The following is a 17,888-nucleotide window of genomic DNA, read 5'->3' as shown; positions in this document are numbered from 1 at the left end:
AGCTGCCGCTGTAGAAAACTGACCGCGAGGGTGGTGGCTCTCGGGTGTCGTTAGGCCAACCGTGGCAACTCTCGGCGTTCTTCGGCCTGCGGTCGTGGTGATCCGTCAGCATCGGTGGCGTGTTGAGTACCGCCGCGCTGCGTGCGCATCTGCTGGCCGCGCGGCTCGCCGGGCCGGTGGCCACGAGTCGGGAGCGGAGCCTGCGCAGCTACCGGCTCTTCGCCGCGCGCGACCCCCGGGTGCTGCTCGGTATCGAGCCCGAAGGGGACTGGTCGTTTCTGGAATTACTTCGCCTCATGAGCGACAAATGCGGGGTTTCGGCCAATCCGCGGCACACCTCCGGTCAGGATGTGATCGATCCTGATCTGACCATCGCCGCGCTCGATGCCTTCGCGGAGCGGCTGGCCGCGGCCGCCGCCGCGGGCGCGCCGGTGCTGCTCGGGACCGGGCATCCGCACCGCCTCCTCGAGTTCTACGTCTCGTTGGCGGCGGCGCTCTCGGCGGCCGGCTGCCCTGTTCTCACCCCCGCGCAGAATAGATGTATCGACATAACGACCCGGTTCGGCGTACGCACTCACCACCTCGCCTACGTACGAGGAGTCGCGATGGTGCGGGAACCCGGCGCTCGAAACGAGGCCCGCGACCTGGGTTGCCACAGTCATTCACCGCTCCCGGTTCGGGTGGCTCTGGGCTGTGCCGCCGACCGCGGCGGCCCTCTCCCCGGGTTGGTCATCGGGGACCACGGATGGGTCTGCGGGGCAGGTCAGCTGGGGTTTGAGGCCATCGGGCTGGCGGACGCGGACGACCCCGCGCCGTTCGTCGGCCAGGCGGAGGGGCGGGTGTCGGTGGCGGTTCCGCTTGACGACGCTGTGCGGTCCGCTTACTACCGACCGATTACTCGCTATGTACTCAATCGGGCGTGTCTGTCACAGTAGGCGTCCGATCGCTACTCCTCTTCCCCACTCGTATCACGCGCCCCTAATCTGGTGAGGAGCGCGCATGCGAGCAGGAGTCACCGGAGGGGAAGCCGGTGCCCGACATGTGCGGAAGGTTCAGGTGTGTCATGGCTGCTGGCGAAAGGCCTCTGAACGAGGTTCAGTTTCTGACCGTGGCGGAAGTCGCCTCGGTGATGCGAGTGTCCAAGATGACCGTGTACCGCTTGGTGCACAGCGGTCATCTGCCGGCGATCCGGGTGGGCAGGTCCTTCCGGGTCCCAGAGCAGGCGGTTCATGAGTATCTCCGCGAGTCCTATGTGGGGGTGGAGTCCGCCTAGGCCCGGACGGGCCTGACGGCAGGGTCCAGGACTCCCCTCGGATTACGCGCTTCGCTCGGCGCCGGGTACGCTGGCCCGATGTAGGTCGTGTGGGCTCGGACGCCCCGCACCGAGTGAATCGAAGTGAGCGAGGGTAGTCGTGGGCTCTGTTATCAAGAAGCGGCGCAAGCGGATGGCGAAGAAGAAGCACCGCAAGCTGCTCAAGCGCACGCGCGTCCAGCGTCGTAACAAGAAGTAGGCAAGCGACGCTGTGTTCGTCCCGCAGCCCTTCCACCTACGGTGGGAGGGCTGCGGCGCGTGCACGGAGAGCGCTCCCCCCGCCGACGGAGCCTCGTCCTAAAACCTCGTACCGTGCGGCGAGTGGTCATCACAGGGCAACATCCAGCGGTTACGGTGTTCGCCTCGGCCCAGCTCACTCGGCCCAGCTCATACAAGGGTGGGAAGGAAGGCGCTGATCTTGGGAAAGGTCGTGCTCGTCACCGGAGCCGCACGCCGCCTGGGGGGCCGCTTCGTACGGCGCATACAGCGCGAGCCCGATGTCGCCCGGGTGATCGGCGTGGACGCCGTCACCCCCGAACACCACCTTGGCGGGGCCGATTTCGTACGCGCCGACATCCGCCACCCCGCGATCGGGAAGCTGCTCGCCGAGACCGGCGTCGACACCGTCGTCCACATGGACATCAACGGCACCCCGCTCGGCGGGCGCGGCAGCCGCGCCTCGGTCAAGGAGACCAACGTCATCGGCACCATGCAGCTGCTCGGCGCCTGCCAGAAGGCGCCGTCGGTCAAGCGGCTGGTGGTCAAGTCCAGCACCAATGTGTACGGCTCCGCGCCCCGCGACCCCGCCGTCTTCAGCGAGACCACCCCACCCAAGTCGCTTCCCAGCGGCGGCTTCGCCAAGGACGCCGTCGAGGTCGAGGGATATGTACGGGGCTTCGCCCGGCGCCGCCCCGACGTGGCGGTCTGCGTGCTGCGCTTCGCCAACATCCTGGGGCCCTGCGCGGACTCGCCCCTCGCCGAGTACTTCGCGCTGCCCGTGCTGCCCACCGTCATCGGCTACGACCCGCGGCTCCAGTTCGTCCACGAGGAAGACGCCATCGAGGTGCTGCGGATCGCCGCCTCCGAGCCCGCCCGGTCCACGCTCAACAGCGGCACCTTCAACATCGCGGGCGACGGCGTGCTGCTGCTCTCGCAGGCCGCCCGGCGGCTCGGCCGCCCCACGCTCCCGCTGCTGCTGCCGACCCTGAGATGGGCCCGTACCGCGCTGCGCTCCGTCGGGATCACCGACTTCTCGCCCGAGCAGATCCGGCTGCTCACGCACGGCCGGGTCGTCGCCACCAATCAGATGCGCGAGACGCTGGGCTTCGAGCCCGGATACTCCACGGCCGGCGCCTTCGCCGACTACGCCCGCAGCCGCGGGCCCGGGCTGCTCCCGCCCGAGACCCTCGCCCGTACCGTCGACCGGCTCGCCGGGCTGTTGCCTGCCCGCGGCGCCGCCCAGAATTGAGGAGCGCAACCACCATGGCGGATGCCAAGGTCATTCCGTTCGGTGAGGAGCCGCGGTCCCGGCGCAAGGGCCAGCGGGCGGGACGTGCGCACCGGGCCCAGGGCCCGCTCAAGCCCGTGCCGCAGCAGCGCGACGAGGAGCGCGACCAGCGGCCGGAGACGCTCGCGACGGCCGCCGCGATGCCTCCGCTGCCGCCCCAGGACCCGCCGGGCGGCGCCGCCCCCGGGGGCGGCTGGGAGCGGCGGCTGGCGCACGGCCTGAGCTTTCTGCGCCGCCGGGTCACGGGGGAGTACGAGGTCGACGACTTCGGCTACGACGAGGACCTCACCGACCAGGTCCTGATGTCACTGCTGCGCCCGATGTACGAGAAGTACTTCCGGGTCGAGGTGAAGGGCATCGAGAACATCCCGGACAGCGGGGGCGCGCTCGTCGTCGCCAACCACTCCGGGGTGCTGCCGCTGGACGGGCTGATGCTCCAGGTCGCGGTCCACGACCACCACCCGGCGGGCCGCCATCTGCGGCTGCTCGCCGCGGACCTGGTCTTCGTGCTGCCGGTCGTCAACGAGCTGGCGCGCAAGCTCGGGCACACCCTGGCGTGCTCCGAGGACGCCCAACTGCTGCTGGAGCGCGGCGAGGTGGTCGGGGTGATGCCGGAGGGCTTCAAGGGGATCGGGAAGCCGTTCTCCGAGCGGTACAAGCTACAGCGCTTCGGGCGGGGCGGCTTTGTCTCGACGGCCTTGCGCGCCGGGGCGCCGATCGTGCCGTGCTCGATCGTCGGCGCCGAGGAGATCTACCCGATGATCGGGAACGCGAAGACGCTCGCGCGGCTGCTGGGCTTCCCGTATTTCCCGGTCACGCCGACCTTCCCCTGGCTCGGGCCGCTCGGCGGGGTGCCGCTGCCGACGAAGTGGACGATCCAGTTCGGCGAGCCGATCCCGACGGACTCGCACCCGCCGGAGGCGGCGGACGACCCGATGCTGATGTTCAACCTGACCGACCAGGTGCGCGAGACGATCCAGCACACCCTTTACAAGCTGCTGGTGCAGCGACGCTCTGTCTTCTTCTGACCGCTGGAAGCGGCGTTGGCACCCGGTGTTCTCATGGAACACCGGGCGCCGATCCGCGTGCCCGCGCCCTACTTCCCGTCGCCGTCGATGCCGAGGCCCGGCAGCAGGTCGGGCAGCAGCGGCGGGATGGTGATCTCCGGCTGGGCCGGCCTGCCACCCGGGTCGCCCTTGCCGGAGGACGGGAGCGGGGTCGGCTCGCTCGTCGGGGGATCCAACAGATCGCCGGCCCCGCCGATGAGGCCGTCGTCCTCGGGGTGGGACGGGGCTGAGGGGCGCTGCCGGGCATCGTCCCCGCTGGGGCGGGGGGCGCTCGGCGTGGTCGCGGCGGGCGCCGGGATATTGGCACCGCCCGTGGCGCCGCGCTCGGGTGGTTCGACCGCCGTACGGCCGGTGTGGTTCCGCCCGTCCCGGGAGGCGGGCAGCAGGGACTGCAGCGGACCGACCTCTTGGTCTATGGCGTCGAACACCGAGCTCACCTCGTCCCCGACGTCCATGAGCTGGACTGGCAGCTTCTCGCGCAGCCGGGACCAGCCCTCGCGGTGGGAGCTGGAGAAGGAGGACAGCGTCCGCATGGGGCCGAGCGAGCCGTCCCGCTCATAGACCTTGTGCAGCAGCCGATGGCCCTCGGAGGCGTCATGGCGCATGCCGGCGAGGGCCTTGCGGATCTCGCCCAGGGACTCGTGGTCCAGGTCGCCCGAGCGGCCCCGCTCCATCAGCCGACGCGCCTCGCTCATCCGGGTCGACGCCTGGTCCAGATACAGCCGGCCGCGGTCGGCGTCGTCGTCGGCCATCTCGAGCTTCAGATCCTCTATGCCGCGCTTGAAGCCATAGAGGGTGTCACCGGGCAGGGCGTCGGAACTGGCCGCGGCGACGCCGCCGAACGCGCCCGCCGCCACCCCGACCGTGAGCCCTCCGGCCGCCAGCCCTTTGGCCCAGCGGGAGCGCGGGCGCAGTCTGCCCAGGGGGGCCGCCCGGCGGGCGCGGGGGGGCCGCTGCCCGGGCACCTGGGCCGCGCCCTCGGCGAAGGCCGCTTCCATGGCGGCGACCAGCTGCGCCCGCTGGGTGGCCCGGACCTCGGGATCCAGCGTCGGTGCCGGCAGCTCGCCGAGCCCGCTCGTCAGGGCCAGCAGCCGTCTGTGCTCCGCGCTGTCCGCCGAAGAGCCGGGCTGCTCGGCGCCCGCCGCGCCCTGGGAATCCTGGTGGCTGTCCCTCTCCAGGGCCTCCAGGGCCTCCTGGGCCTTGGCGAAGGCGTTCGCCCGGCGGTGCGCCGATACGTTCGCGATCACAGGCGGCACCTCCTCTCGTCATGACGGTCGACTCCCCAGGACACCCCAACGGTCGCACGCCGCATGCATTTTCACCCGAAAGAGTGGGGTGTCTATGGATAGGGCGTGACCACAAGGAGCCTGCATCCTCCACAACGAGCGGCGCAGTACCAGGGTTACGCCCTCCCGATGATCGGACGGGGCGTGGTGGCGGCGCCACCCACGGTCAGCGGGCGTCCTCGGGGAGGAGCCGGGCCAGGGTGCGGACGGCCCGGTACTGGAGGGTCTTGATCGCGCCCTCGTTCTTCCCCATGACACGGGCGGTCTCGGCGACGGACAGGCCCTGGAGGAAGCGCAGCGTCACGCACTCCTGCTGCTGCGGGTTGAGCTTGCGCACCGCCTGTAGCAGCGCGGCGTTGGAGAGGGATTCGAGGACGGAGTCCTCGGGGGAGCGCTCGACCTCATTGGCGTCGAGCATCTCGCCGGTGGTGACCTCCAGCCGGAAGCGGCTGGATTTGAAGTGGTCGGCGACCAGATTGCGGGCGATGGTCACCAGCCAGGCGCCGAAGTCACGGCCCTGCCAGGTGAAGGTGCCGATGCGGCGCAGCGCGCGCAGGAACGTCTCGCTGGTGAGGTCTTCGGCCGTGGCCCGGCCGCCCACGCGGTAGTAGATGTAGCGGTAGACGGTGTCGGCGTACTGGTCGTACAGCCGGCCGAAGGCCTCGGCCTCGCCCGACTGGGCCCGCTCGACGAGGTCCATCATGCGGCGGCTGTCGCTGTCCGCGCCGGGGCGGCGGGCGGTGGACGTGCCGCCGCGAGAGCGTCTGCCGACCGCCGCCCTGCCGTCGGCCAGGGCATAGCAGGAGCTGGCGGGGCCGGCCGCGCCGCCGGCGGGGCCGGCGGGCACGGGTGTGGCGAGGGCGGGGACGGCATACGCGGTGGGGACGAAGCCGCGCAGACAGTCGAGGACCGTTGCGCGCAGCGTAGCCAGGCCCGAGGCGTCAACCCCGACGTGTGGGTACACGGGACTCCCAGAGGCAGAGCTTCCATCACGTGCAGTACGGGACCGTTCACCCGCCGTAGGGACGTGTGGGTACCGATTTGCGTCTAAGGAGAATAACGCTTCGTACAGGCAACGCTACACCCAGTTGTCCAAATCATCGTTTCAGTCTGCTCCGTTATGGGTTGATGACCGATCAAGTATCGAATGCAGTAGGGCTATTGACCGGTAGGTGTCGTGGTCTGCGCGATTTCGTGGCGTGTTGTGCCAAAGGGGCGGTAAGAGGGCAGGCCGGGGCCTTGCGGGCCGGGAAACGGGGATTGACCGGCCGGGACCGACCGTGGTCAGTCGGTGACGCTCCGGTGGCCGGGCCGCGCCGCGGCGGCCGCCATCACGGACGGTCATCGTCCGGCGCAAGCGGTCAGGGGTCGGCGCAAGCGGTCAAGGGTGAAGGCCGAGGCCGCAGGGTGACGGCTGCGCGACGCGCAGTGGCCTCTGGGTGGCTCTCTGTGGCTCTCCGTAGTGCCTGGGTGCCCCGTGGCTCCGTAGCGCTCTGTAGCGCTCGGTGGTGGCTGCGGTTGCCGTCAGCGGGGCGTCGGCAGAGGAGGCGCCGGCGGTGGGGGGACGGCTCGCGGCGTCAGTAGCGGCGGCGGCGGTGCAGGGCCACGGCGGCCGCCGTGCCGCCCGCCACCGCGCCCACCCCGGCCGCCGCCGGGATGCCGATCTTGGCGGCCTTGCGGCCCGTACGGTAGTCGCGCAGCCGCCAGCTGTGCTCGCGCGCGTGCTTGCGCAGCCGACCGTCCGGGTTCACCGCGTACGGATGGCCGACGATCGACAGCATCGGAATGTCGTTCGAGGAGTCGCTGTACGCGGCGCAGCGTGACAGGTCGAGGCCCTCGGCCGCCGCCAGCGCCCGTACCGCCTCGGCCTTGGCCGGCCCGTGCAGCGGTTCGCCGACCAGCTTGCCCGTGTACACCCCGCCGACCGACTCGGCCACGGTGCCGAGCGCGCCGGTCAGGCCCAGCCGCCGGGCGATGATCGTCGCGGTCTCCACCGGGGCGGCGGTCACCAGCCAGACCCGCTGCCCGGCGTCGAGGTGGGCCTGGGCCAGGGCACGGGTGCCCGGCCAGATGCGGTCGGCCATGTACTCGTCGTAGATCTCCTCGCCGATCGCCATCAGCTCCGAGACCCGGTGCCCCTTGACGATGGACAGGGCGCTGCTGCGCACGTCCTCCATATGGGCCGGGTCCTCGACCCCGGCCAGCCGGAACCAGGTCTGCTGCCAGGCGAAGCGGGCCAGCTCGCGCTTGCGGAAGAAGTGCCGCTTGTAGAGGCCGCGGCCGAAGTGGAACAGGGCGGCGCCCTGCATGACCGTGTTGTCCAGGTCGAAGAAGGCGGCCGCCCGCTCGTCCCCGACCACGGGGAATTCCGGCTCCGGGGCCTCGGGCGGGGGCGTCTGGGCCGACGACTTGCGCGCGGCCTCGGCCGAGGCCTCTCCGGCGAGGACGCTGGCCTCGGTGGAGAGGTGTCGACGACGGGTGAACCATCCCAGTGCGGCCATGGGCTGAGCATAGCCAGCCATTCCCCGCATCCCGTTACGGCCGGGTGTCCGGCTGATTCAGCCGCGCCGACTTCCCGGCCCCGGAACGGCCCCGGAGCGACCCCGGAACGGCCCCGGAACGGCCCCGGAACGGCCCCGGGTGGGGCGGGCGGCAGGGCCCGGGGGTGCGGGGCTCGTTCAGCCGCCCAGCGCCTTCCGGAGTCGCTCCGGGTTCACCCGCCAGAAGTCGTGCTGTGCGCCGTCGACGAGGACCACCGGGATCTGCTCCCAGTACTTGCGGTAGAGCTCCTCGTCCTGGGTGATGTCCTTCTTCTCCCAGGACGCGCCCAGCTCGCCGCAGACCTTCTCGACCACGGCCTCGGCGTCCTCGCACAGATGGCAGTCGGGCTTGCCGATCAGCGTGACCGTGCGCTCGGCGGGGTTCTTGCGCGGGGTGCGGCGCAGCAGCGGGCTCATGTCCGCCATTGTGCCCCGCGCCGGTGGGGCCGCCCCGTCCGCCTCGGGCGCCGGCGTCCCGGCCGTGCGGATGTGGCCGCCGGGAACGGTGTGACACCGGTTGTGGTTCCACGAGCAGGTCGAATGGATGCGTGACACCGGTCACTTTGCTCGGACAAAACGGACACCATCTTTGTGCACGCGTTCACAAAGACATAGCCTGCTGTCGATGGGGCCGTCCTGAAACATGCGGACGCCCGCAGCCCCGCTCTACCCGCAGGAGCACCGTGGCAACTGGCCGAACTCACCGACCGGCGACCCGAAGCCGAGGGATCCCCGAGGCCACCGTCGCCCGGCTTCCGCTGTATCTGCGTGCGCTGACCGCGCTCTCCGAGCGCTCGGTGCCCACGGTCTCCTCGGAGGAGCTCGCGGCCGCGGCCGGGGTCAATTCGGCCAAGCTGCGCAAGGACTTCTCCTACCTCGGGTCGTACGGCACCCGCGGGGTCGGCTACGACGTGGAGTACCTCGTCTACCAGATCTCGCGTGAGCTGGGCCTCACCCAGGACTGGCCGGTCGTGATCGTCGGTATCGGTAACCTCGGCGCGGCGCTCGCCAACTACGGCGGCTTCGCCTCCCGCGGCTTCCGGGTCGCGGCGCTGATCGACGCCGACCCGGCGATGACCGGCAAGCCGGTCGCGGGGATCGCGGTGCAGCACACCGACGAACTCGAGCAGATCATCACCGACAACGGCGTGTCGATCGGCGTCATCGCCACCCCGGCGGGCGCGGCCCAGCAGGTCTGCGACCGGCTGGTGGCCGCCGGCGTCACCTCGATCCTCAACTTCGCCCCCACCGTGCTCTCGGTGCCGGACGGGGTGGACGTACGCAAGGTCGACCTGTCGATCGAGCTGCAGATCCTCGCCTTCCACGAGCAGCGCAAGGCGGGCGAGGAGACGGTCGCTCCCGACGAGGCGGCGAGCGCGCAGTCGGCGGTCGGCGCGACCACCGCGGGCGGCGCCGGGGCGGTCGCGCCGGCCCCGCTCGCCCCGCACCGCGCGGCGCCGGGCGCGGGCACCGACAACGGCCGCCAGGGACCCGACGGGGACGTACCCGCCGTGATGCCGGCATGAGCCTTCTCGTCGTCGGACTGAGTCACCGCAGCGCGCCGGTGAGCGTGCTGGAGCGCGCCTCCCTCGCGGGCGAGGAGCAGGCCAAGCTGGTGCAGGACACCCTCGTGGCCGAGCCCGCCGTCGAGGCGGCCGTGCTCGCCACCTGCAACCGCATCGAGCTGTACGCGGACGTGGACAAGTTCCACGCCGGGGTCGCCGAGCTGTCCACGCTGCTCGGCCAGCACACCGGCGTCGGCCTCGACGAGCTGACCCCGTATCTGTATGTGCACTACGAGGACCGGGCCGTCCACCATCTGTTCTCGGTCGCCTGCGGCCTGGACTCGATGGTCGTCGGCGAGGGCCAGATCCTCGGCCAGATCAAGGACGCGCTCGCGCTGGGGCAGGAGCTGCACACCGCGGGCCGGCTGCTGAACGACCTGTTCCAGCAGGCGCTGCGGGTCGGCAAGCGGGCGCACAGCGAGACCGGCATCGACAAGGCCGGCCAGTCGCTCGTCACCTTCGGCCTCGAACAGCTGGCCGGGGCCACGCCGGTGGCGGACTGGGCGGCGGGCCGGCGCGCCCTGGTGATCGGGGCGGGCTCGATGTCCTCGCTGGCCGCGACCACGCTCGCGCGTGCCGGTGTTGCCGAACTGGTGATCGCCAACAGGACGTTGGATCGGGCGCGGCGCCTCGCGGAGTCCCTGACCGGTCTCGTCGACGGCGCCCGGGCCGTGCCGATGGACGCCGTCGCCGCCGAGCTGCCGCACGCCGATGTCGTCGTCTCCTGTACGGGCGCGACCGGCTTGGTGCTGACCGCCGACATGCTGCGGGAAGCCCTCGACCGGCGCGCGGCCCACCTGGCGGCGGGCACCGCAGGGCCGGGCGCGGCGGAGACCGTCGCGCTGCTCGACCTGGCGATGCCGCGCGACATCGACGCGGCGGCGCACCGCGTCGGCGGGGCGCGTCTGGTGGACATCGAGTCGCTCGCCGAGGCCGCGGTCGATGAGCCGATGGCCGCCGACGTCGACCAGGTCCGCGCCATCGTCTCCGCAGAGGTGGCCGCCTTCGGGGCCGCTCAGCGCGCCGCGCACATCACGCCGACCGTGGTCGCACTGCGTACCATGGCGGCAGATGTGGTCGCCGGCGAGATCGCCCGGCTCGACGGGCGCCTCCCCGACCTCGACGAAAGACAGCGCGCCGAGATCACCCAGACCGTGCGCCGCGTCGTCGACAAGCTGCTGCACGCGCCCACCGTGCGGGTCAAGCAGCTCGCGAGCACGCCCGGTGGGGCGGGTTACGCGGACGCGCTGCGTGAGCTGTTCGACCTCGACCCGCAGGCGGTGGCCGCCGTCAGCCGGGCCGACACGAACGGCACCCGTCCGAACGGCAGCGCCGACGCCGGCCGGCCCGGCGCCGCGGCCGTCCAGAACGACCCGAAGAGAGGCCGGGTATGAACGCCACACCCCCCGCCGCCTCCGGCCGGGCAGGCACCTTCGGCGGCCTGGCACCGCTGCGGCTCGGCACCCGGCGCTCCGCGCTGGCCATGGCCCAGTCCGGGCGGATAGCGGACGCGGTGCGCCGCGTCACCGGACGTTCCGTCGAGCTCGTGGAGATCACGACGCGCGGGGACGTCTCGCGCGAGGACCTCGCGCAGATCGGCGGCACCGGCGTCTTCGCCACCGCGCTGCGCGAGGCGCTGCTGCGCGGCGAGGTCGACTTCGCCGTCCACTCGCTGAAGGACCTGCCGACCGCTCAGCCCGACGACCTGGTCCTGGCCGCCCTGCCGACCCGCGAGGACCCGCGCGACGCGCTGATCGCCCGTGACGGCCTCACCTTCGCCGAGCTTCCGCCCGGCGCCCGGATAGGCACCGGCTCCCCGCGCCGCACCTCGCAGCTGCGCGCCTGGGCGCGCTCGCTCGGCCTGCGGATCGAGACCGTGTCGATCCGCGGCAACGTCGACACCCGTATCGGCTACGTCCGCTCGGGGGAGCTGGACGCGGTGGTGCTGGCCGCCGCGGGCCTGACCCGCCTGGGACGGCAAGACGAGGCGACCGAGATCCTGGACGCCGACCACATCCTGCCCGCCCCCGGCCAGGGGGCACTGGCAGTCGAGTGCGCCGCCGCCAACGCGGCGCTCGCTGCTCAGCTCGCCGAGCTCGACGACCCGCTCACCCGGGTCGCCGTGACCGCCGAGCGATCCCTGCTCGCCGCCCTGGAGGCCGGCTGCAGCGCACCTGTGGGTGCGCTGGCCGACCTGCTGGGCGACGGTCAGGCTGCCACCGAAATGCGCCTGCGCGGCGTCGTCGGTACCACCGACGGCTCCTCGCTGGTGCAGCTGTCCATCACCGGTCCCGTTCCCGCGGCGCCTGGCGAGGAGGCGGCCCGGCTCATGGGCCGTGAGCTTGCCGCCGAGATGCTTGCGAAGGGTGCGGCCGGTCTTATGGGGGAGCGAGCACATTGAACCCCAACGCCCCTAACCACCCACCCGGACACGGGCACGTCACCTTCCTCGGTGCCGGCCCAGGAGATCCAGGCCTACTGACGTTGCGTGCCGTGGAGGCACTCGCCGCCGCGGACGTGCTGATCGCCGATCCACACGTACTCGACGTGGTACGTACGCACGTCAGGCCGGGCGTAGCCGCGGACGCTCAGGGCACACCGAAGCAGGCGAGAGCTGACGCGACGTCAAGCACCGCCGACGTACCCCTACTCAGGGACACGGCCAATCTTGTCATGGGCGCCGCGCGGAGCGGCAAGCGGGTCGTCCGCGCGGTCGCGGGCGACCCTGGCCTGGACGGATACGCCGCCGACGAGATGCTCGCGTGCGCCGCCGAGGGCATCGCCTTCGAAGTGGTGCCCGGCGTGGCCGCCGCGGTGGGCGTGCCCGCGTACGCGGGGGTACCGCTGCGGGACGCACAAGGCACCGATGTGCGCTTCGTGGACGCCCGTACGGCCGACGACCGCTGCTGGAGCGAGGTCGGCACCTCCGACGCGACCGCCGTGGTCTCCGCGACCCTGGAGACGGTCGCTGCCGCCGCGGGCGAGCTGGTGGCCGCCGGACGCAAGCCGGACACCCCGCTGACCGTCACCGTCGCCGGCACGACCACCCGGCAGCGCACCTGGACGGCGACGCTGGGGACCATCGCGCAGGTGCTGAAGGCGGCGAAGGTGCTGCCGTCGCCGCAGGGCGCCCAGCCGGTGATAGCCGTCGTCGGCGAGCGCAGCGCGGCCGCGCAGCGCGACCAGCTGGCGTGGTTCGAGTCCAAGCCGCTGTTCGGCTGGCATGTGCTGGTGCCGCGCACCAAGGAGCAGGCCGTCTCGCTCTCGGACCAGCTGCGCTCGTACGGTGCGGTGCCCAGCGAGGTGCCGACCATCGCCGTGGAGCCGCCGCGCACCCCGCAGCAGATGGAGCGCGCGGTCAAGGGCCTGGTGACCGGCCGCTACGAGTGGATCGCCTTCACCTCGGTCAACGCGGTCAAGGCGGTGCGGGAGAAGTTCGAGGAGTACGGGCTCGACGCCCGCGCCTTCGCCGGGATCAAGGTCGCGGCGGTGGGCGAGCAGACCGCCAGGTCGCTCATCGACTTCGGGGTCAAGCCGGACCTGGTGCCCAGCGGCGAGCAGTCCGCGGCCGGGCTGCTGGAGGACTGGCCGCCGTACGACCCGGTCTTCGACCCGATCGACCGCGTCTTCCTGCCGCGCGCCGACATCGCCACGGAGACGCTGGTGGCCGGGCTGATCGAGCTGGGCTGGGAGGTCGACGACGTCACGGCGTACCGCACCGTGCGCGCCTCGCCGCCGCCGGCCGAGACCCGCGAGGCGATCAAGGGCGGCGGCTTCGACGCGGTGCTCTTCACCTCGTCGTCGACCGTGCGGAACCTCGTCGGCATCGCGGGCAAGCCGCATAACGTCACGGTCATCGCCTGTATCGGCCCGGCCACCGCGAAGACCGCGGAGGAGCACGGCCTGCGGGTGGACGTACTGTCGCCCGAGCCCTCGGTGCACAAGCTGGCCGAGGCGCTGGCGGAATTCGGGGCGGCCCGGCGGCGGGCCGCGATCCAGGCCGGGGAGCCGGTCACCCGGCCGAGCGAGCGACGGCCGGGTTCACGGAGGAGGGCACGCTCTTGAGTACCACCCACGGCACCCCCAGCCACGGCACCCCCAGCCACGGCACCCCCAGCCACGGCGCCACCCCCTACGGCGCCTTCCCCGGCGCCCGGCCGCGCCGGCTGCGGGTGAACGCGGCCATGCGGCGCATGGTCGCCGAGACCCGGCTGCACCCGGCCGAGCTGATCCTGCCCGCCTTCATCCTGGAGGGCGCGAGTGAGCCGCTGCCGCTCGCGTCGATGCCGGGTGTCGTCCAGCACACCCGCGACTCGCTGCGGAAGGCCGCCGTGGAGGCGGTCGAGGCGGGCGTCGGCGGGATCATGCTCTACGGCGTGCCGGAGGAGAGCAAGAAGGACGCGGTCGGCTCGCCGGGCACCGACCCGGACGGGATCCTTCAGGTCGCCCTGCGCGATGTGCGGTCCGAGGTCGGCGACGAGCTGGTCGTCATGTCCGACCTGTGCCTGGACGAGCACACCGATCACGGACACTGCGGCGTGCTCGACGCGGAGGGCCGGGTCGACAACGACGCGACGCTGGAGCGCTACGCCGAGATGGCGCGGGTGCAGGCGGACGCGGGCGCCCATGTGGTGGGCGCGAGCGGAATGATGGACGGCCAGGTCGGGGTCGCCCGGGCGGCCCTGGACGGCATCGGCCGCCAGGACGTGTCGATCCTCGCCTACACCGCCAAGTACGCGTCGGCCTTCTACGGACCCTTCCGCGAGGCCGTGGCGTCCTCGCTCAAGGGCGACCGCAAGACCTACCAGCAGGACGGGGCCAACGCCCGGGAGGCGCTGCGCGAACTGGCGCTGGACCTGGCCGAGGGCGCCGACATGGTGATGGTCAAGCCCGCGCTGCCGTACCTGGACATCCTGCGCCGGATCGCGGACGAGGCGGACGTGCCGGTCGCCGCGTACCAGATCTCCGGCGAGTACGCGATGGTCGAGGCCGCCGCGGCCAATGGATGGATCGACCGGGACCGGGCGATCATGGAGACGCTGACGTCCGTGCGGCGGGCGGGGGCGGGCATGATCCTGACCTACTGGGCGACCGAGGTCGCGCAGTGGCTGAACCGGGGCGACGTCTGAGGCATCCCGGGTGGGATCGCGGATTTGTGGTGAGTATGAGACGGCGACACGCCGAAGCCACGGCGTGTCGCCGTCTCATACTCACCACAAGTTCAGGGCTCAGCCGGCGTCGACGATCCGGGTGAGCTGTGCAGCGGTGACCGTGCCCGGGGTGCGGCGTTGGCGCGCGCACTCGTTCGCGGTGCGCCGCAGCGCCTCGTTGACCGGGGTCGGCACCCCGTGGAGCCGGCCCAGCAGCACGATCTCGCCGTTCAGATAGTCCGCTTCGACTGATCCGGTGCCCCGGACCAAGCTCTGCCACGACGAGCCGCCGCCCCGCGGACCGCCTTCCAGGGGCTGTATGTCCATCTTTCCGGTGCGCACCGCGCTCTGCTCGGCCGCGCTCGCGCGGTCGATGCCCGCCGCGTCGAAGACGGCGATCGCCTCCGCCTTCGCCCGCTCCACCAGGGCCGCCGCCTCCGCGCCGCCGTCCGGGCCACAGACGGCTTCCACGGCGTTGGCGAGGTTGTTGAGCAGCTTGGCGTACTTCCAGCGCATCACGTCCGCCGCGACCGGGGCGAGGAAGGCGGACTTCTCCAGGTCGGCGGAGATCTGCCGGGCCGTCTCGTCCGCTCCGGAGGGATAGCGGCCCAGGTGGAGCATGCCGGTGAAGGGCGCGCAGGGCGCGGTGACGGCGCCCGGCTCCAGGTAGGTGGCGGGCAGCCAGACGCACATGGCGTACACCCGGCGGAAGCGCCGCAGCGCGAGCCGCTCGCTCTCCACCCCGTTCTGGGCGCAGACCAGCGGCAGCCGGTCGCCCGCCGTCCCGCCGCCGGCCACCGGGCGGGGCGCCCAGGCGTCCAGCGCGGCAACGCTGTCCTGGGTCTTGACGGCGAGGACGAGCACATCGTCGGCGCGCAGCTCGACGGCCTCGGGCCGGTCGGCCACGGGCACCTGGAGGTGGTGGGCGCCGTCGGGGGTCACCAGACGCAGTCCGTCCCGCCGCAGCGCCTCGTAGTGCGCGCCGCGCGCCACCAGGACGGCGTCGTGCCCGCTCTGCGAGAGCCGCCCGCCGATCGCGCCCCCGACGGCGCCCGCTCCGATGATCACGTAACGCATCCCGGCTCCCCTTTCGCCCGTTCGAGTCGTCACGCTACTGCCCAAGATCCGCCGAGCCGTCAGCAGGGACGGTTGTAGTTCATGAACCAGTGGGCGGCGAAGGCGGCGGGCATGGAGTAGGGGTGCTCGGGGTCGGCGAGCATGCGGAAGACGAACTCCGTGGCCGTCATGTCGAAGCGGTCCCCCGCCTCGGGCTCGACATCCCTGACGTAGACGGGCCACGTGTCGGGGTCCGGCCCCTCGGTGATCCAGTAGAACGACAGCTCCTGCTCGGTGCTCGCCCATGGCAGCAGCCCGCCCGGCTCCGGGAACGGCGGGTGCGGCTCCCACGACCGGGTGCCGTACGCCTTCGCCCAATCGGCCGCCCACTCGGCGCTCTTGACGAGGTCGGCGGGCAGATAGACGTCGAGGTAGCCGTCGAAGGAGCCGTCGCCGAACGTCTCGACCAGCCGCTTGTAGTCGCTCGGCAGCGCGGTCCCCAGCCGGGCCTCGGCCGCCGCGCAGTCGGCCGTGCGGATCCGGCCCGTGTGCATCCGGTCCATGCGGATCGGGTCCATACGCACCTGGTCCGCGTCCCAGCCGGTCACGGCGACGATCCGGTCCAGCCAGGAAGCGTCGGCGGGCAGCTCGTCCGACGCCGGGGTGGTGCGCGGGGCCACGACCACCACCAGCCGCGCCTCCCCGCCGACGCGGACCACGCCGCAGCCGATCCACCGGCCGCCGAACGCCCAGGCGCGCATCTCGACGACACGCTCCCCGTCCCCGAAGGGGGTGATGAGCGGCAGCCCGGTCCGCTCCCTCACGGCGGGGTCGGCGCGCCCTTCCGACACGAGGGTGCGCGGCTCCCCGTACCAGCTGCCGAGCTTGTCCACGAGCTCGTCCAGGCCCGCTCCGCCGGTGATCGTCAGGCACACGTGCCCCGCCCCGTGCCCGGCCGCCCGGCAGTCCAGCTTCCCGGTGTCCGGCCGCACCAGGCCGTGGAGCGGCGACAGCAGTTCTTCTTCGTTCACAGGGGACAGTGAAGCGCGCGCCACTGACATCCGGCCGACGGCAGGTCCTTACTGGAGGCCGTTCCACCCCCAGCGCGGGGTCGGCCCCGGGCTGCCGAGGTCCTGGCCGACGGGGTCGGCGGAGACATCGCGGGCGATCTTGGTGCCCCACTCGAAGTACTCCACGACGCGGCGGCGCAGCAGCTCGTCGTCGGGGAGCTCCTTCTCGACGGCGGCCGTCATCAGCTCCATCCAGCGGGCCCGCTGCTCCTCGGTGATCGACAGCCCGAGGTGTGCCCGCAGCAGGGCCTGATGGCCGCCGAGTTCCTCGGTGAAGCGTGCGGGGCCGGAGAAGATCTCGGCGAGCCAGACGGCGACGTGCTCGATGTGCGTGCGGCTGAAGTTGGCGAACACCGGGGCCAGCAGCGAATCCTCCAGGACCGCTTCGTAGAAGGTGTCGCTCAGCCGGCGCAGGGTGTCCATGCCGCCGATGGCGTCGTACAGGGTCTCGGTGTGCTCGCTCATGCCGTTTCTTTCCCCGCCGTTCTTTCCCCGCCGTGGACGCGCTCCGCGATCGTGCGGAGCTGCTGATCTCGTCGCGTCCCAGGTTTGGCGAAGATCGGCGCGAAGCCCAGGGGGTTCACCCTGGGCGCAGGAAGCGGAGGTTGGAGCTCCGAGCTGCTGTCACGACCCGGCGAGGGGTCGTGACGAGGGGTCGTGACAGCAGCGTCCGAGGTCAGCGCGCGGTGGCCCAGGAGTGGGCGACGTCGACGATCAGGCGGTCGCCCGACTGAAGGACCCGGAACGGCAGCCGGGCGCGCACGCCGAGCCCGACCTGGGTCTCACCCTCGAAGCTGGCGCCGTAGCGGGTGTCCTTGAAGGTGCGGTACCCGGTGATGTCCACCCCGGGCAGCGTCTTCCCGGCCCGCCCCGGGTACGTCTCGCCGCCGGCCTCCGGGTCGTAGCTCGGCGCGGACACATGGATCTCCAGGATCGCGCCGCCGCCGACCTTGATCGGGTCCCCGGAGCCGTCCTGGTACATCGCGTCGACGTAGCCGACGCGGTAGCCGGCCGGGTCCGCCGCCGTGCCGCCCCCCTTGAGGTCGAACACCAGGCGGTCGTAGCACTCGTGCTGACCGGCCCTGATGTTCTTCAGCGGCTGGTAGCCGGCCGGCTGAGCGGTCTTCTCGCCGCTGCCCCACGCGGTCGCGCAGGCCGCCGCCGAAGTCGTGGCCGTAGCCGCCTCCGACGTGGCGGCGGCACCGGCCGTCCCCGCCGTCGTCGCCAGTCCGGCGCCGGCCAGCGTGAGCGCCGCGAGTGCGGTCCCCCACCGTCGCATGGCTTCCTCCAAAAGATCGATTGCCAGTACGTGACGTCCGACTGCCCCGATTGGGG

Annotated in this window: 18 protein-coding genes; 10 read left to right on the top strand and 8 right to left on the bottom strand. The window is 72.1% G+C overall.

Features of this window, described 5'->3' with window-relative positions; translation table 11 throughout:
- Positions 1–119 precede the first annotated feature (119 nt).
- The 5 genes from ACWY4P_RS24115 to ACWY4P_RS24095 all read left to right on the top strand — a co-directional run bounded on the left by ACWY4P_RS24115 (position 120) and on the right by ACWY4P_RS24095 (position 3,847).
- A complete protein-coding gene (locus ACWY4P_RS24115; protein ID WP_456212614.1) occupies positions 120–935 on the top strand; it encodes a phosphatase in 816 nt (271 codons plus the stop codon).
- Between the two features lie 128 nt (positions 936–1,063).
- Entirely contained in the window at positions 1,064–1,273 is a 210-nt protein-coding gene (locus ACWY4P_RS24110; protein WP_014053989.1) for a helix-turn-helix domain-containing protein, read from the top strand.
- Between the two features lie 139 nt (positions 1,274–1,412).
- Positions 1,413–1,511 carry a 30S ribosomal protein bS22 gene (locus ACWY4P_RS24105; RefSeq protein ID WP_003948845.1) on the top strand — a complete coding sequence of 33 codons (99 nt, stop codon included), beginning with the start codon at positions 1,413–1,415 and terminating at the stop codon, positions 1,509–1,511.
- A 219-nt stretch (positions 1,512–1,730) separates the two neighbouring features.
- The gene (locus ACWY4P_RS24100; protein ID WP_456212613.1) at positions 1,731–2,780 is read left to right on the top strand and encodes an NAD-dependent epimerase/dehydratase family protein; all 1,050 of its coding nucleotides are present in this window, start codon (positions 1,731–1,733) and stop codon (positions 2,778–2,780) included.
- Between the two features lie 14 nt (positions 2,781–2,794).
- Positions 2,795–3,847 carry a lysophospholipid acyltransferase family protein gene (locus tag ACWY4P_RS24095; RefSeq protein ID WP_456212612.1) on the top strand — a complete coding sequence of 351 codons (1,053 nt, stop codon included), beginning with the start codon at positions 2,795–2,797 and terminating at the stop codon, positions 3,845–3,847.
- 68 nt (positions 3,848–3,915) lie between these two features.
- On the opposite strand, the gene ACWY4P_RS24090 is transcribed toward ACWY4P_RS24095, so the two are convergent.
- The 4 genes from ACWY4P_RS24090 to ACWY4P_RS24075 form a co-directional block, all read right to left on the bottom strand.
- A complete protein-coding gene (locus tag ACWY4P_RS24090; protein ID WP_456212611.1) occupies positions 3,916–5,133 on the bottom strand; it encodes a DUF5667 domain-containing protein in 1,218 nt (405 codons plus the stop codon).
- A 205-nt stretch (positions 5,134–5,338) separates the two neighbouring features.
- Positions 5,339–6,136 carry an ECF subfamily RNA polymerase sigma factor, BldN family gene (locus ACWY4P_RS24085; protein WP_456212610.1) on the bottom strand — a complete coding sequence of 266 codons (798 nt, stop codon included), beginning with the start codon at positions 6,134–6,136 and terminating at the stop codon, positions 5,339–5,341.
- 613 nt (positions 6,137–6,749) lie between these two features.
- Positions 6,750–7,673 carry an HAD family hydrolase gene (locus tag ACWY4P_RS24080; protein ID WP_456212609.1) on the bottom strand — a complete coding sequence of 308 codons (924 nt, stop codon included), beginning with the start codon at positions 7,671–7,673 and terminating at the stop codon, positions 6,750–6,752.
- Positions 7,674–7,850: 177 nt separating this feature from the next.
- Positions 7,851–8,138, bottom strand: a complete 288-nt coding sequence (locus tag ACWY4P_RS24075) for a glutaredoxin family protein (protein ID WP_456212608.1) — start codon at positions 8,136–8,138, stop codon at positions 7,851–7,853.
- A gap of 257 nt (positions 8,139–8,395) precedes the next feature.
- Here ACWY4P_RS24075 and ACWY4P_RS24070 point away from each other — a divergent pair, with 257 nt between their 5' ends.
- From ACWY4P_RS24070 to hemB, 5 genes are all read left to right on the top strand, one after another.
- Entirely contained in the window at positions 8,396–9,238 is an 843-nt protein-coding gene (locus ACWY4P_RS24070; RefSeq protein WP_456212607.1) for a redox-sensing transcriptional repressor Rex, read from the top strand.
- Positions 9,235–10,671, top strand: coding sequence for a glutamyl-tRNA reductase (locus ACWY4P_RS24065; RefSeq protein ID WP_456212606.1), 1,437 nt, complete (start codon positions 9,235–9,237; stop codon positions 10,669–10,671). The genes ACWY4P_RS24070 and ACWY4P_RS24065 overlap by 4 nt, the downstream gene beginning before the upstream one ends.
- The gene (hemC, locus tag ACWY4P_RS24060) at positions 10,668–11,678 is read left to right on the top strand and encodes a hydroxymethylbilane synthase (protein WP_456212605.1); all 1,011 of its coding nucleotides are present in this window, start codon (positions 10,668–10,670) and stop codon (positions 11,676–11,678) included. Before ACWY4P_RS24065 ends, hemC begins: the two co-directional genes overlap by 4 nt.
- Positions 11,675–13,342, top strand: coding sequence for a uroporphyrinogen-III synthase (locus ACWY4P_RS24055; protein ID WP_456212604.1), 1,668 nt, complete (start codon positions 11,675–11,677; stop codon positions 13,340–13,342). Before hemC ends, ACWY4P_RS24055 begins: the two co-directional genes overlap by 4 nt.
- Positions 13,343–13,461: 119 nt before the next feature.
- The gene (hemB, locus tag ACWY4P_RS24050; protein WP_456213035.1) at positions 13,462–14,406 is read left to right on the top strand and encodes a porphobilinogen synthase; all 945 of its coding nucleotides are present in this window, start codon (positions 13,462–13,464) and stop codon (positions 14,404–14,406) included.
- A gap of 99 nt (positions 14,407–14,505) precedes the next feature.
- Here hemB and ACWY4P_RS24045 read toward each other — a convergent pair whose 3' ends face one another.
- The 4 genes from ACWY4P_RS24045 to ACWY4P_RS24030 form a co-directional block, all read right to left on the bottom strand.
- Complete coding sequence (locus ACWY4P_RS24045) at positions 14,506–15,504, bottom strand: ketopantoate reductase family protein (protein WP_456212603.1); 999 nt, start codon at positions 15,502–15,504, stop codon at positions 14,506–14,508.
- A 59-nt stretch (positions 15,505–15,563) separates the two neighbouring features.
- Positions 15,564–16,514 (bottom strand): SMI1/KNR4 family protein, encoded by a 951-nt coding sequence (locus ACWY4P_RS24040; RefSeq protein ID WP_456212602.1) that lies wholly within the window; start codon positions 16,512–16,514, stop codon positions 15,564–15,566.
- 48 nt (positions 16,515–16,562) lie between these two features.
- Positions 16,563–17,018, bottom strand: a complete 456-nt coding sequence (locus ACWY4P_RS24035; RefSeq protein WP_456212601.1) for a group II truncated hemoglobin — start codon at positions 17,016–17,018, stop codon at positions 16,563–16,565.
- Positions 17,019–17,229: 211 nt separating this feature from the next.
- Positions 17,230–17,832, bottom strand: a complete 603-nt coding sequence (locus ACWY4P_RS24030) for an AMIN-like domain-containing (lipo)protein (RefSeq protein WP_456212600.1) — start codon at positions 17,830–17,832, stop codon at positions 17,230–17,232.
- Between the last annotated feature and the right edge of the window lie 56 nt (positions 17,833–17,888).

This window comes from Streptomyces sp. LZ34, assembly GCF_053890475.1.
This window is presented reverse-complemented; position numbering and strand designations above follow the sequence as displayed.